The organism is Streptomyces sp. NPDC056527, from assembly GCF_042794475.1.
Classification (GTDB): Bacteria; Actinomycetota; Actinomycetes; order Streptomycetales; family Streptomycetaceae; genus Streptomyces.
Map to the genome: position 1 here is coordinate 1 of NZ_JBHTTQ010000018.1, position 14,717 is coordinate 14,717.

The following is a 14,717-nucleotide window of genomic DNA, read 5'->3' on the forward strand; positions in this document are numbered from 1 at the left end:
GCTGATGCCCGGCCGGCGGCGCGGTCGTCTTCTCGGCCCCAGGGCCGTCAGGCCTCGGTCAGGCCCGCCACCAGTTCGTCCGCGGCGCGGTACGGGTCCAGCTCGCCCGCCACGATCCGCTCCGCCAGCGCGTCCAGACGGCGGTCGCCGTGCAGATCGCCGATGCGCTCGCGCAGCGCCGTGACCGCGATCGTCTCGACCTCGCGCGCCGAGCGCGAGCGGCGGCGCTCCGCCAGGACCCCGTGCTCCTCCATCCACGCGCGGTGCTTCTCCAGCGCCTCGACGACCTCGTCGATGCCCTCGCCGCGCGCCGCGACCGTCTTCACGATCGGCGGCCGCCAGTCCCCCGGCCCGCGCGCCTCGCCCAGACCCAGCATGTGATTCAGCTCCCGGGCCGTCGCGTCCGCGCCGTCCCGGTCCGCCTTGTTCACCACGTACACGTCGCCGATCTCCAGGATGCCCGCCTTCGCGGCCTGGATCCCGTCGCCCATGCCCGGGGCGAGGAGCACCACCGAGGTGTCGGCCTGGGAGGCGATCTCCACCTCCGACTGCCCGACGCCCACCGTCTCCACGAGGATCACGTCGCAACCCGCCGCGTCCAGGACGCGGATCGCCTGCGGCGCCGACCAGGCGAGCCCGCCCAGGTGGCCGCGGGTCGCCATCGAGCGGATGTACACGCCCGGGTCGGAGGCGTGCTCCGACATCCGGACCCGGTCGCCGAGCAGCGCTCCCCCGCTGAAGGGGGACGAGGGGTCGACGGCCAGGACGCCGACCCGCTTGCCGGCCCGCCGGTACGCCGCCACCAGCGCGGACGTCGACGTGGACTTGCCCACGCCGGGCGAGCCCGTCAGGCCCACCACGTACGCGCCGCCGGTGAGCGGCGCCAGCGCCGCCATCACCTCACGCAGCTGCGGGGACGCCCCCTCCACGAGCGAGATCAGCCGGGCCACGGCGCGCGGCCGGCCCTCCCGTGCCTGGGCGACCAGTTCGGGGACGTCCACCATGTTCAACCGCTCCTTGCTTCCGGGACTACTTGCCGGGTACGCGAACGATCAGAGCGTCACCCTGGCCACCGCCGCCGCACAGCGCCGCCGCGCCGACGCCGCCGCCGCGCCGCTTGAGCTCCAGGGCCAGGTGCAGCACCACACGGGCGCCGGACATGCCGATCGGGTGGCCCAGGGCGATCGCGCCACCGTTGACGTTCACCTTTTCCGGGGTCACGCCCAGGTCCTTCATTGACTGGACGGCGACGGCCGCGAACGCCTCGTTGATCTCGATGAGGTCGAGGTCCTCGACGCCCAGGCCCTCCTTCTTCAGGGCGTGCTGGATCGCGTTGGACGGCTGCGACTGGAGCGAGTTGTCCGGGCCGGCCACGTTGCCGTGGGCGCCGATCTCGGCGATCCACTCCAGGCCGAGCTCCTCCGCCTTGGCCTTGCTCATCACGACCACGGCGGCCGCGCCGTCCGAGATCTGCGAGGAGGTGCCGGCGGTGATGGTGCCGTCCTTGGCGAAGGCCGGGCGGAGCTTGCCGAGCGACTCGACGGTGGTCTCGCCGCGGATGCCCTCGTCCTTGGAGAAGACGACCGGCTCGCCCTTGCGCTGCGGGATCTCGACCGGGGTGATCTCGGCCTCGAAGATGCCGTTCTTCTGCGCGGCGGCGGCGCGCTGGTGCGACAGCGCGGCGATCTCGTCCTGCTCGGGGCGGGCGATGCCGAGGCGGGTGTTGTGCTTCTCGGTGGACTCGCCCATGGCGATGTTCTCGAAGGCGTCGGTCAGGCCGTCGTACGCCATGGCGTCGAGCATCTCGATGGCGCCGTACTTGAAGCCCTCGCGGGACTTCGGCAGCAGGTGCGGGGCGTTGGTCATCGACTCCTGGCCGCCGGCGACGACCACATCGAACTCACCCGCGCGGATGAGCTGGTCGGCGAGCGCGATGGCGTCGAGGCCGGACAGACACACCTTGTTGATGGTGAGGGCCGGGACGTTCATCGGGATGCCGGCCTTGACGGCGGCCTGGCGGGCGGGGATCTGGCCGGCGCCCGCCTGGAGCACCTGGCCCATGATCACGTACTGCACCTGGTCGCCGCCGATGCCGGCCCGGTCGAGCGCGGCCTTGATGGCGAAGCCGCCCAGCTCCGCGCCGGAGAAGGACTTGAGGGAACCGAGCAGCCGTCCCATGGGCGTGCGGGCGCCCGAGACGATCACTGAGGTGGTACCGGTCGTTCCAGACATGAGGCACAGCCCCTTGAGATGAGGAGTGAACGAGGGTTTACCGCCAATGTACTGAGCCGTGCCGCGGCTGGTCACCGCCCGGCCGGTGTGACGGCGCGCACGTTGCGTAACCACCAGGTGCGCGCTGCACTGGGGGAATGCTGACGCGAATCGACCACATCGGGATCGCCTGTTTCGACCTCGACAAGACCGTCGAGTTCTACCGTGCGACCTACGGTTTCGAGGTGTTCCACTCCGAGGTGAACGAGGAGCAGGGCGTCCGCGAAGCCATGCTCAAGATCAACGACACCTCCGACGGCGGCGCCTCGTACCTCCAGCTCCTCGAGCCCACCCGCGAGGACTCCGCGGTGGGCAAGTGGCTGGCCAAGAACGGCGAGGGAGTGCACCACATCGCCTTCGGCACCGCCGATGTCGACGGGGACGCCGCGGACATCCGCTCCAAGGGCGTCCGGGTCCTCTACGACGAGCCGAGGATCGGCTCCATGGGGTCCCGTATCACCTTCCTGCACCCCAAGGACTGCCACGGCGTACTGACCGAACTGGTCACCTCGGCGGACCCCTCCTCAACGGAGCACTGACCTCCGGATTCCTGGCCCGGTAGAGTGGGCGGCTCCGGGCCGGGGCCGGTCGGTGCCGCATGTCATGCGGCGTCGAAGTCGGGGTATCCGATCTGCCACGATTCCGGGGGGCCGTTCTTCGGGGAACGGTGCTCGTTGGAGTGTTGCGACCAGGGGACGGATGGGACCGCGCAGTGCGGGGCTACGAACACCAGGAGAGCCACCGAGCTGAAGACGACCATCTTTCGCGGTTCGAAGCCGAGATGGACCGGCTGAAGACCGAGCGGGAGAAGGCCGTCCAGCACGCCGAGGACCTCGGTTACCAGGTCGAGGTCTTGCGTGCCAAGCTCCACGAGGCGCGCCGGACCATCGCATCCCGCCCCGCGTTCGACAGCGCGGACATCGGCTACCAGGCCGAGCAGCTCCTGCGGAACGCGCAGATCCAGGCCGACCAGCTGCGCCAGGACGCCGAGCGCGAGCTGCGCGAGGCCCGCGCCCAGACCCAGCGCATCCTGCAGGAGCACGCCGAGCACCAGGCGCGGCTCCAGGCCGAGCTGCATGCGGAGGCCGTCCAGCGCCGGCAGCGCCTGGACCAGGAGCTGTCGGAGCGCCGCCAGACCGTCGAGGCGCACGTCAACGAGAACGTCGCCTGGGCCGAGCAGCTGCGCGCCCGCACGGAGTCCCAGGCCCGCCGCCTGATGGAGGAGTCCCGCGCCGACGCCGAGCAGTCGCTGGCCGGGGCGCGCGCCGAGGCCACCCGGCTCGCCGAGGAGACCCGGCAGCGGGTCGGCTCGGAGGCGGAGGCCGCCCGTGCCGAGGCCGAAGCGATTCTGCTGCGCGCCCGCAAGGACGCCGAGCGGCTCCTGAACGCCGCGTCCACGCAGGCGCAGGAGGCCACCAGTCACGCCGAGCAGCTGCGCTCCTCCACCACCGTCGAGACCGAGCAGGCCCGTCAGCAGGCCACCGAGCTGTCGCGCGCCGCCGAGCAGCGGCTGCAGGAGGCCGAGGACCGGCTGCGCGAGGCCCGTGCGGAGGCCGAGAAGGCGCTCTCCGAGGCCAAGGAGGCGGCCGCCAAGCAGCTGTCGTCCGCGGAGTCCGTCAACGAGCAGCGCACCCGTACCGCGAAGGCGGAGATCGCGCGCCTGGTCGGCGAGGCGACCAAGGAGGCCGAGACCCTCAAGACGGAGGCCGAGGAGAAGCTCCGCGAGGCGACCGCCGAGGCGGAGAAGCTGGTCTCCGAGGCGTCCGACAAGGCGCGCACGGTCGCGGCCGAGGACTCCGCCGCCGCGCTGGCCAAGGCGGCCAGGACCGCCGAGGAGGTCCTCACCAAGGCGTCCGAGGACGCCCAGGCGACCACCCGCAAGGCCTCCGAGGAGGCCGACCGCATCCGGCGCGAGGCCGACGCGGAGGCCGACCGGCTGCGCAACCAGGCCGAGGAGCAGGCCGACGAGGTGCTCGGCTCGGCGAAGGACGACACCAAGGAGTACCGCGCCAAGACGGTCGAGCTGCAGGAGGAGGCGCGCCGGCTGCGCGGCGAGGCCGAGCAGCTGCGGGCCGAGGCGATCGCCGAGGGCGAGAAGATCCGCGGCGAGGCCCGGCGCGAGGCCGTCCAGCAGATCGAGGAGGCGGCCAGGACCGCCGAGGAGCTGCTGACCAAGGCGCGTACCGACGCCGACGAGCTGCGCGCGAGCGCGGGCGCCGAGGGCGAGCGGGTCCGCTCCGAGGCGATGGAGCGCGCGCAGACGCTGCGCACCCAGGCCGAGGAGACGCTGGATCGCACCCGCGCCGAGGCCGAGCGGATGCGCGCGGAGGCCGAGGAGCAGGCCGAGTCGGTCAAGGAGGCCGCCGAGCGGGACGCGGCCACGGTGCGCGAGGACGCCGAGCGGGCCGCCGAGGCCCGGCACGCGGAGGCGGCCGACGAGCTCACCCGGCTGCACACCGAGGCCGCGACGCGGGTCGAGACCGCCGAGCAGGCGCTGACCGACGCCCGCGCCGAGAGCGAGCGGCTCCGGCGCGAGGCCGCGGAGGAGACCGAGCGGCTCCGCACGGAGGCCGCGGAGCGCATCCGTACGCTCCAGGCACAGGCCGAGCAGGAAGCCGAGCGGCTGCGCACGGAGGCCGCGTCGGACGCGTCCACGTCGCGCGCCGAGGCCGAGGCCGCGGCCGTACGACTGCGGACGGAGGCGGCGACGGAGGCCGAGCGGCTGAAGTCGGAGGCTCAGGAGACCGCGGACCGGGTACGGGCCGAGGCCGCGGCCGCCGCCGAGCGGGTCGCCACCGAGGCCGCCGAGGCGCTGGCCGCCGCGCAGGAGGAGGCCAACCGGCGCCGCCGGGAGGCCGAGGAGACGCTGGACTCGGCCCGTTCCGAGGCCGGCCGCGAGCGCGAGCACGCCCGCGAGCAGTCCGAGGAGCTCCTCGCCTCCGCCCGCAAGCGGGTGGAGGAGGCCCAGACCGAGGCACACCGCCTGGTCGAGGAGGCGGACCGGCGGGCCACGGAGATGGTGTCCACGGCCTCGCGAGCCGCGCAGGAGGTACGCGACTCGGTCGCGGGTCTGCGCGAGCAGGCCGAGGAGGAGATCACCGGTCTGCGCAGCGCCGCCGAGCACGTGGCGGAGCGCACCAGGACCGAGGCGCAGGAGGAGGCGGACCGCGTCCGCGCCGACGCGTACGAGGAGCGGGAGCGGGCCACCGAGGACGCCAACCGCGTCCGTGCGCGCGCCCAGGAGGAGTCCGAGGCCGCGACGTCGCTGGCCGAGCGGACGGTCGCGGACGCGATCTCCGAGTCGGAGAAGCTGCGCGCGGACACCGCGGAGTACGCGCAGCGGGTACGGACCGAGGCTTCGGACGCGCTGGGCGCCGCCGAGCAGGACGCGGCCCGCACCCGGGCGGACGCCCGCGAGGACGCCAACCGCATCCGCTCCGAGGCGGCGACGGAGGCCGACCGGCTGACGGCCGAGGCCGAGGAGCTGGTCACGGTCGCCCGCACCGAGGGCGAGCAGATCCTCGACGAGGCCCGCAAGGCCGCCGACAAGCGGCGTACGGACGCCGCCGAGCAGGCGGACACGCTCGTCACGGAGGCCACGAACGAGGCCGAGCGGCTCACCACCGAGGCCGCCGAGCTGCGCGCCGAGGCGGAGCAGCTCAAGACGGACGGCGAGGCGCACGCGCAGGCGCTGCGGGTCGCCGCGCTCGCCGACGGCGAGCAGGTCCTCGACGAGGCCCGCAAGGCCGCCGACAAGCGGCGCACGGACGCCGCCGAGCAGGCCGACGCGCTCATCGCGGAGGCCACGAACGAGGCCGAGCGGCTCACCACCGAGGCCGCCGAGCTCCTGGAGTCGACCGAGCAGGACGCGCTGCGGCTGCGGACCGAGGCCGAGCAGGTCAAGGAGGACGGCGAGGCGCAGGCCGAGGCGTTGCGGGCCGCCGCGCGGGCGGACGGCGAGCAGGTCCTCGACGAGGCCCGCAACGCCGCCGACAAGCGGCGCGCGGACGCGGCCGAGCAGGCGGACTCCCTCATCGCGGAGGCCGCGGGCGAGGCCGAGCGGATTCGCGCCGAGGGCGAGCGGCTGGGTGCCGAGGCCGAGGCGGCGGCGGAGCAGATGCGCTCCGAGGCGCGGGCCGAGGCCGACCGTACGCTCGACGAGGCGCGCGAGGCCGGTGCCAAGCGCCGCTCGGACGCGGCCGAGCAGGCCGACCAGCTGATGGCGAAGGCTCAGGAGGAGGCGCTGCGCGCCACCACCGAGGCGGAGTCGCAGGCGGACACGATGGTCGGCGCGGCCCGTCAGGAGGCCGAGCGGATCGTGGCCGAGGCGACGGTCGAGGGCAACTCGCTGGTGGAGAAGGCGCGCACGGACGCGGACGAGCTTCTGGTGGGCGCGCGCACCGACGCGACGGCCATAAGGGAGCGGGCCGAGGAGCTGCGCGGCCGCATCGAGGGCGAGATCGAGGAACTGCACGAGCGGGCGCGGCGCGAGACGGCCGAGCAGATGAAGACGGCGGGGGAGCGCGTCGACAAGCTGGTGAAGGCTGCGGAGGAGCAGCGGACCGAGGCCGAGGACAAGTCCAAGGAGATGCTCTCCGAGGCGAGTTCGGAGGCGAGCAAGGTCCGGATCGCGGCCGTACGGAAGGCGGAGGCGCTGCTCAAGGAGGCCGAGCAGAAGAAGGCCTCGCTGGTCGGAGAGGCGGAGCGGATCAAGGCGGAGGCCGAGACCGAGGCCGAGCAGATGATCTCCGAGGGCAAGCGGGATCTTGATGTGCTCGTACGCCGTCGCGAGGACATCAATGCCGAGATCTCCCGTGTCCAGGACGTCCTCGAAGCGTTGGAGTCTTTCGAGACACCGGCCAACGGAGCGAAGTCAGCCGGTGCGAAGGACGACGTCAAGGCAGGTGCGTCGGCGGGGGCGACACGTTCGAGTGGCAAGTCCTCTGACGGCTAGCCACTCAAAAGGCTGGACATTCTCCATATCAAACGGGCATCCGCTCGATGACACGCCGCTTCGGCGCCTAGGATTCCCCCTAACACCTCACCGGTCTCATTGACAGGAACCCCATGAGCGACACTTCCTCCCCCTTCGGCTTCGAGCTCGTGCGGCGTGGTTACGACCGCGGTCAGGTGGACGACCGCATTACCAAGCTCGTCGCCGACCGTGACAGTGCTCTGGCCCGAATCACCTCTCTGGAAAAGCGCATCGAGGAGCTCCACCTCGAGACGCAGAACGCCCAGGCCCAGGTCACCGACGCGGAGCCGTCGTACGCCGGCCTCGGTGCCCGCGTCGAGAAGATCCTCCGCCTCGCCGAGGAGGAGGCGAAGGACCTGCGTGAGGAGGCCCGTCGCGCCGCCGAGCAGCACCGCGAGCTGGCCGAGTCGGCCGCCCAGCAGGTGCGCAACGACGCCGAGTCGTTCTCGGCCGAGCGCAAGGCGAAGGCCGAGGACGAGGGCGTTCGGATCGTCGAGAAGGCGCAGGGTGAGGCCAACTCGCTGCGTGCCGAGGCGCAGAAGGACGCGCAGTCCAAGCGCGAGGAGGCGGACGCGCTCTTCGAGGAGACCCGCGCCAAGGCCGCCCAGGCCGCCGCGGACTTCGAGACCAACCTGGCCAAGCGCCGCGAGCAGTCGGAGCGCGACCTGGCCTCGCGTCAGGCCAAGGCCGAGAAGCGTCTCGCCGAGATCGAGCACCGCGCCGAGCAGCTCCGCCTGGAGGCCGAGAAGCTGCGCACCGACGCGGAGCGCCGGGCCCGTCAGACGGTGGAGACCGCGCAGCGCCAGGCCGAGGACATCGTGGCCGACGCGAACGCCAAGGCCGACCGGATCCGCTCGGAATCGGAGCGCGAGCTCGCTGCGCTGACGAACCGCCGCGACTCGATCAACGCCCAGCTGACCAACGTCCGCGAGATGCTGGCGACGCTGACCGGTGCCGCCGTGGCGGCCGCCGGCTCCCCGATCGACGACGAGCCGGCCACCCGCGGCGTCCCGGCGCAGCAGACCCGGTAGGGCTCCGTGTAAGCGGTCCCGGTAACCGGAACGCGAACACCCACAAAACCCTCCGCCATTCCAGTGGCGGAGGGTTTTGCGCACCCGTAGCGTGGTCGCATGATCGAGCTCGAGGGCCTGACGAAACGGTTCGGAACGAAGACGGCGGTCGACCATCTCTCCTTCCAGGTGCGGCCTGGTGTGGTGACCGGCTTCCTGGGCCCCAACGGCGCGGGCAAGTCGACGACCATGCGCATGATGCTCGATCTGGACAACCCGACCAGCGGCACGGTCCGGATCGACGGCAAGCACTACCGCGAGCTCCAGGAACCGTTGAAGTACATCGGGGCGCTCCTCGACGCCAAGGCGATGCACGGCGGCCGGTCCGCGTACAACAATCTGCTCTGTCTCGCGCAGTCGAACCGCATCCCGGCGAGCCGGGTCGGCGAGGTGCTCGATCTGGTCGGTCTGACGCCGGTCGCGCGGAAGAAGTCGAAGGGCTTCTCCCTCGGCATGGGCCAGCGGCTGGGAATCGCGTCGGCGCTGCTCGGCGATCCCGAGATCCTGATGTTCGACGAACCCGTCAATGGTCTGGACCCCGAGGGAATTCACTGGATCCGCAATCTGATGAAGGCGCTCGCGGCCGAGGGCCGGACGATCTTCGTTTCCAGCCATCTGATGAGTGAAATGGCCCTGACGGCCGATCATCTGATCGTGATCGGCCAGGGAAAACTGCTGGCCGACACCTCGATGGCGGATTTCATCCATCAGAATTCGCGCAGCTATGTACGGCTGCGGTCGCCGCAGCAGGAGCGGCTGCGGGACCTCCTGCACGCCAACGGCTTCACCCCCGTAGAGGCGGGCAACGGGACGCTGGAGGTGGACGGGGCCACCACCGAGAAGCTCGGTGAACTGGCCGCCGAGAACCGGCTCGTGCTGCACGAGCTGAGCTCCCAGCGTGCCTCCCTGGAGGAGGCGTTCATGCAGATGACGGCCGGCGCCGTGGAGTACCACGCGCACGGCACGAACGTACACGGCGCGGACGCGCCCGCCGCCGGTCCCCGCTGGGGCGAGAACACCAAGGGAGCCTGAACGATGGCAGCGGTATCCGCGGTCCTCCAGTCGGAGTGGACCAAGATCCGGACGGTCTCCTCGACGGTCTGGACCCTGGCGAGCGCGCTCCTGGTGACGGTGGCGATGAGCGCGGCGCTCTGCGCCCTGCTGAAGTCGACCTTCTCGGATCTCTCCGAGGCCGAGCAGGCGACGTTCGACCCCACCTTCATCAGCTTCTCCGGGATGGTGCTCGGACAGCTGGCGATGGTGGTCTTCGGCGTCCTCGTGGTCGGCACCGAGTACAGCTCGGGCATGATCCGCACATCCCTGGCGGCGGTCCCGCAGCGGGCGACCTTCATCTTCAGCAAGATCGCGGTGGCCGGGGCGCTCGCCCTGGTGGTGGGCCTGGCGACCAGCTTCCTCTCCTTCTTCCTGGGCCAGGCGCTGCTCGGCGAGCACCGCACCTCCCTGGGAGCGGACAACGTGCTGCGGGCGGTCGTGGGCGGCGGGCTCTACATGGGCCTGATCGCGCTCTTCTCGATGGGTGTGGCGACCATGCTGCGCTCGTCGATGCTCTCGCTCGGCATCCTGGTCCCGTTCTTCTTCCTGGTCTCGCAGATCCTCTCGGCCGTACCGAAGGCCAAGGAGGTGGCGCTCTACTTCCCCGACCAGGCCGGCTCCAAGATCATGCAGGTCGTCCCGGACGCCATGAACACGGAGGAGGCTCCGTACGGCCCCTGGGGAGGGCTGGGCATCATGCTGATCTGGGTGGCGGTCGCGCTGCTCGGCGGGTACCTGGTCCTGAAGAAGCGGGACGCGTGATCCCGTAGCCCCTCAGCCCGTCGCGGTGGGGTCCCTGGGCGCCGGGAGCACCTGCGGCGGCCGGCCCTCGTCGGGGAGGACCTCGTCGAACTCCGGCCAGCCCCGCCAGTCCCACACGTCGACGGCCGTGTCCGGGTGGAGCGGCACGAAGCGGCCGCGCTCGAAGTCGTCACCGTCCAGGTCGAACCACCGCTCGTCGACGACCTCGGTGCCGAGGCCGACGGTGCGCGCGGTCAGCCGGACCAGCAGCTTCGCACCCACCGAGTCCGAGAGGTCCTTGCCCTGGATCTCGCGGAAGGGGAGCGAGTCCGCGGGTGCGTCCAGCGGGATCCACACGGTGAAGGGCGCCCCGCGCTCCACCGCCAGCCAGGCACGCTCGTCGGCCGGCTCGCCCTTCTCGTCGAGGACCTTGAGCCACTTCTTGTAGATGACGAGGCTGCCGTCGTGGGGTGACCTCTCCAGGTAGCGAAGGTGCACCCGGGCGCGCAGGTCGACCACCGAGAGGTTGTCGAGGTAGTTGTAGAAGCGCACCGCGATGATGCCGTCCTCGCTGGCGGCGTGGGCGCGCGCGTACCCGGGGAAGTCGGCCGCCCAGGCGTGGGAGATGCTGGCTCGCTTCCGCCAGATGAACGGCCGCAGCGCGAAGAGCTTGATCAGCACGATGCCGAGCACGACGGCGGGCGCCAACGCGCCGGTCACGGAGGCGACCGAGGCCAGCAGCTGATGGGCCAGGTTGTGGTCCTGCGGGCTGAGGTTGTCCGTGCCGACGCAGGCCCGCAGCGCTTCGAGCGCCGTGCTCACCAGCCCCTCGACGTCACCGAACCGGTCGGCCAGCGACGTCGGCGAGGACTCCGTGAGGGTCCAGACGGCGGCGATGACGACGGCGAGCGCCATCAGCGCGCCGAGCGTCATGGCCATCAGGACGTGGACCGAACGCCCGGCGATCCACCATCGAACGGACGTACGACGTCTCGGGTGGGGACGACGCCCCCGCCTCAGCCAACTCCCTGTCACCATCAACTCCACTTCCCCCCAAGTGAATTGACGCAGTACGCACATTCTGCCCGACCGGACGCGTGTCCGGTATACGCGACGACCCACGTCCCGTACGCTCTCCGGGAGCAGTTCCGGCACGGCCGGTGCACCGCCCCACCTGCACGACCTCGAAGGGCCCATGTGATGGATCGCAGCCTGGCAGCCCTCGGCCTGGACGACGTGGCCGTCGAGCGTCCCCTGATCTATCCCGGACGCCCCGTGACGGAACCCTCGCTCCTCCTCGACGACGAGCTGCTGCCGCTGGACGTCCGGGCGACGCGCCTGGGCGACTGGACGGTCGATCGGGGCGGACGGCTCGACGAGATCCTGACGCTGCACGGGCAGGAACCCGTCGGACGCCGCCATCCGGTGATCGCGGTCGGCTCGAACGCCTCCCCCGGCCAGGTGCGCCACAAGCTGCGCCGGCTGAACCTGCCGGTGTTCGTCCCCATGATCCCGGTGCGGGTCGGCGGGATCGGAGTCGGCTGCTCCGGCCACATCAGTCCCGCGGGGTACGTGGCGGGCACCCCGTTCGTCGATCACACGGCCGACGCCACCCTGGTCGTCACCTGGCTCGACGCGCGCCAGCTCAAGGCGGTCGACGACACCGAGTTCCCGGACTACCGGCGCGCGATCCTGCCGGGCGAGGTCTTCGACATGACGATGCCCTCCGACGAGCGCCTGAGCGGGGCGTACATCTACTTCAGCGCGCACGGCGTGCTGGCCCCCGACGGGACACGGCCGCTGCCGGGCGGTGGCGACCAGGCGACCATCCTCGACGGCCTGCTCACCGGTTCGGCGCGGCTCCGGGAGCTGCTGGGGTCGGACGCCGCCTCCTGGGTCGACCGCGCCGGCGGGGACCCGGGTACGCGGGCGCGCGGCACGAAGATCTTCGGCGAGGAGGGGTGGGTCCTTCCGCAGACCGACTTCCTCCCCTATCTCGACGAGTCCGCCGAACTGCTGCCGTACGACGACCTGCCGCCGCTCGCGGGCTCCCTGCCGAACAGAACCCGTAACGGCTGATAGGACTTCGCCGGAACCGTCAATGGCTCGATAAGCTCCTAGCTCATACGGGGGGCTCCGCCTGTCGGCCACGGCCCCGACGACGACCTGACCTGTCGATGGGGCTGGAGAATGATCGAGGCAGTCGGCCTGACGAAGCGCTACGGCGCCAAGACGGCCGTGTACAACCTTTCCTTCCACGTGCGGCCGGGGACCGTCACCGGCTTCCTGGGACCCAACGGCTCCGGCAAGTCCACGACCATGCGCATGATCCTCGGACTCGACGAGCCCACGTCCGGGCACGTCACGATCGGCGGTCATCCGTTCCGGCAGCTGCCGAACGCGCCCCGCCAGGTCGGTGCGCTGCTCGACGCCAAGGCGGTGCACGGCGGACGCAGCGCGCGCAGCCACCTGCTGTCGCTCGCCCAGCTCGCCGGCATCCCTGCGCAGCGGGTCGACGAGGTCCTCGGGGTCGTCGGCCTCCAGGACGTCGCCAAGCGCCGCTCCAAGGGCTTCTCGCTGGGCATGGGGCAGCGGCTCGGCATCGCCGCCGCACTGCTCGGCGACCCGCAGGTGCTGCTCTTCGACGAGCCGGTCAACGGTCTCGACCCCGAGGGCATCCTCTGGGTCCGCAACCTGATGAAGAAGCTCGCTTCCGAGGGTCGGACCGTCTTCGTCTCCAGCCACCTCATGAGCGAGATGGCGCTGACCGCCGACCATCTGATCGTGATCGGCCGCGGCCAGCTGATGGCCGACATGAGCGTCAAGGACTTCATCTCGGCGAACTCAGCGGACTTCGCCCGCGTGCGGACCCCGCAGACGGAGCCGCAGCAGCGGGAGAAGCTGACGGCCGCGCTGACCGAGGCCGGCGGCCGGGTGATGTCCGAGCCGGACGGCGCGCTGCGCGTGACCGGTCTGCCGCTGCCCCGGATCAGCGATCTGGCCCATGACGCGGATGTGCGGCTCTGGGAGCTGTCCCCGCACCAGGCCTCGCTGGAGGAGGCGTACATGCGGATGACGCAGGGCGCCGTGGACTACCGCTCCACCGAGGACCAGCTGGCCCATCTCCAGCAGCCGCAGCCGCACGGACAGGGGTACGCCGTGCCGCCGCAGCCGGTGGTCCCGGACGTGCCGCAGCAGGGCTGGTACGCCCCGCCGCCGCCCGGACAGAACCCCTACGCCACCCCGCAGAGCGAGCCCGCCAAGAACGACGAGGACGCCCGATGACCGCCCCCGCCCCCTACTCGTACGTCTCCCCCATCCCCGTACGCAAGGCGCACCTCGGTGACGCCATCGCATCGGAGTGGACCAAGATCCGCTCCCTGCGCTCCACGGTGTGGACGCTGGGCGTGATGGTGCTGCTGATGCTGGGAATCGGACTCGGCGTCGCCGCGATCGTGGCGTCGTCGGACGTGTCGGCCGAGAGCGAGTCGGCGCTCGGCCTGGGCTTCTTCGGCGTGCTCCTCGGCTCCATCTGCGTGATCACGCTGGGCGTGCTGACCATCGCCTCCGAGTACGGCACGGGCATGATCCGCACCACGCTCACCGCCTGCCCGAGCCGCGCCCGGGTGCTGACGGCGAAAGCGATCGTCTTCTTCGCGCTCGTCTTCACGATCACCACGGTCACGGCGGGCATCGTCGCCGTGGCGCAGGTGGCGATGGTGGACCAGGCCCTGGAGCCCACCTCCGGGGAGTGGCTGCGGGCCACGATCGGCGTCGGTCTGTTCATGGCCGAGCTCGGACTGCTGGCGCTCTCGATCGGCGCGATCATCCGGCACTCGGCCGGCGCGATCACCATCATGATCGGCGTACTGCTGCTGCCGCTGGTGGCCGCCATGTTCATGTTCTCGGAGTCGCTGGCCAAGGTGCAGGACTGGCTGCTCGACTACGCGATCCCGAGCCAGCTCATCGCGCTGTACGCGGGCAAGGCGGCCATGAGCGAGTCCGGGCCGGCGGGCTGGGACCCGGTGTGGATCCTGCTGGTCATCACGGCCGCGACGATGGGCGGTGCGTACGCCCTGCTGAACAGCCGGGACGTGTGACCCGGAGCCAGGACTCCCGGGGCTAGTACCTCGGCGCGTTACGGGACCGCTGCACCCTGGAGGTGCGGCGGTCCTTCGCGTTCCAGCAGGCCTTGTGCCAGTGCCGCCGGTCGTCCACTCCCCCGTACTCCGGCCAGGCCACCACGTGCGGCGCGCCGCCGGGGATCTCCTGGTCGCAGCCGGGGCAGCGGTAGCGCTTCCCGGGCGCGCTGGCGCCGGCGACATGGCGGACGTACCACTCCTCGCCCTGCCAGGTCTCGCTGCGCTGCGATCCCCCGTACCGGTCGCCCGACTCACCCTGAGGATCGGGCTTCTCGCCGCCACTGGGACGGTTGCGACGCGGGGACACGTAATCACCTCACGGGGCCGGGGGCGGGGAACACGGACGGTTCTCTCCAGCCTACGGGCCGCGACGCGGTGGCCCGGCCCACCCTCCAGGCCGAATCAGCGGAAAATCGCAAGAACTTCATACAAGGCCGTTGCCTTTGGCACGTGTCAGACGTTGTT

Annotated in this window: 12 protein-coding genes; 8 read left to right on the forward strand and 4 right to left on the reverse strand. The window is 71.5% G+C overall.

Features of this window, described 5'->3' with window-relative positions; translation table 11 throughout:
* Positions 1-47: 47 nt before the first annotated feature.
* Together meaB and ACFQ7Q_RS12540 are read right to left on the reverse strand one after the other, a co-directional pair.
* On the reverse strand, positions 48-1,004 hold the full coding sequence (meaB, locus tag ACFQ7Q_RS12535; RefSeq protein WP_383553147.1) for a methylmalonyl Co-A mutase-associated GTPase MeaB: 957 nt from the start codon (positions 1,002-1,004) through the stop codon (positions 48-50).
* Positions 1,005-1,029: 25 nt separating this feature from the next.
* A complete protein-coding gene (locus tag ACFQ7Q_RS12540) occupies positions 1,030-2,232 on the reverse strand; it encodes an acetyl-CoA C-acetyltransferase (RefSeq protein WP_376439422.1) in 1,203 nt (400 codons plus the stop codon).
* Positions 2,233-2,369: 137 nt separating this feature from the next.
* On the opposite strand from ACFQ7Q_RS12540, the gene mce reads away from it, so the two are divergent.
* The 5 genes from mce (at position 2,370) to ACFQ7Q_RS12565 (ending at position 10,131) form a co-directional block, all read left to right on the forward strand.
* Complete coding sequence (mce, locus tag ACFQ7Q_RS12545; protein ID WP_329115806.1) at positions 2,370-2,810, forward strand: methylmalonyl-CoA epimerase; 441 nt, start codon at positions 2,370-2,372, stop codon at positions 2,808-2,810.
* A 173-nt stretch (positions 2,811-2,983) separates the two neighbouring features.
* Positions 2,984-7,225, forward strand: coding sequence for a polarized growth protein Scy (scy, locus tag ACFQ7Q_RS12550; protein WP_383553151.1), 4,242 nt, complete (start codon positions 2,984-2,986; stop codon positions 7,223-7,225).
* 113 nt (positions 7,226-7,338) lie between these two features.
* A complete protein-coding gene (locus ACFQ7Q_RS12555) occupies positions 7,339-8,277 on the forward strand; it encodes a cellulose-binding protein (protein WP_383553154.1) in 939 nt (312 codons plus the stop codon).
* A gap of 99 nt (positions 8,278-8,376) precedes the next feature.
* The gene (locus tag ACFQ7Q_RS12560) at positions 8,377-9,348 is read left to right on the forward strand and encodes an ABC transporter ATP-binding protein (RefSeq protein WP_383553157.1); all 972 of its coding nucleotides are present in this window, start codon (positions 8,377-8,379) and stop codon (positions 9,346-9,348) included.
* 3 nt (positions 9,349-9,351) lie between these two features.
* Positions 9,352-10,131 (forward strand): ABC transporter permease, encoded by a 780-nt coding sequence (locus tag ACFQ7Q_RS12565; RefSeq protein ID WP_383553160.1) that lies wholly within the window; start codon positions 9,352-9,354, stop codon positions 10,129-10,131.
* Positions 10,132-10,143: 12 nt separating this feature from the next.
* Here ACFQ7Q_RS12565 and ACFQ7Q_RS12570 read toward each other — a convergent pair whose 3' ends face one another.
* A complete protein-coding gene (locus ACFQ7Q_RS12570) occupies positions 10,144-11,049 on the reverse strand; it encodes a hypothetical protein (RefSeq protein ID WP_383553163.1) in 906 nt (301 codons plus the stop codon).
* A 261-nt stretch (positions 11,050-11,310) separates the two neighbouring features.
* Between ACFQ7Q_RS12570 and ACFQ7Q_RS12575 the strand changes: the two genes are divergently transcribed.
* The 3 genes from ACFQ7Q_RS12575 (at position 11,311) to ACFQ7Q_RS12585 (ending at position 14,210) form a co-directional block, all read left to right on the forward strand.
* On the forward strand, positions 11,311-12,189 hold the full coding sequence (locus ACFQ7Q_RS12575; RefSeq protein WP_383553166.1) for a hypothetical protein: 879 nt from the start codon (positions 11,311-11,313) through the stop codon (positions 12,187-12,189).
* A 111-nt stretch (positions 12,190-12,300) separates the two neighbouring features.
* Entirely contained in the window at positions 12,301-13,395 is a 1,095-nt protein-coding gene (locus tag ACFQ7Q_RS12580; RefSeq protein WP_383553169.1) for an ABC transporter ATP-binding protein, read from the forward strand.
* Positions 13,392-14,210: an ABC transporter permease gene (locus ACFQ7Q_RS12585; protein ID WP_383553172.1), complete on the forward strand. Its 819-nt coding sequence runs from the start codon at positions 13,392-13,394 to the stop codon at positions 14,208-14,210. Before ACFQ7Q_RS12580 ends, ACFQ7Q_RS12585 begins: the two co-directional genes overlap by 4 nt.
* Before the next feature lie 22 nt (positions 14,211-14,232).
* Here the strand turns inward: ACFQ7Q_RS12585 and ACFQ7Q_RS12590 are convergent, their stop codons facing one another.
* A complete protein-coding gene (locus ACFQ7Q_RS12590; RefSeq protein ID WP_383553175.1) occupies positions 14,233-14,559 on the reverse strand; it encodes an ATP/GTP-binding protein in 327 nt (108 codons plus the stop codon).
* Positions 14,560-14,717 lie beyond the last annotated feature (158 nt).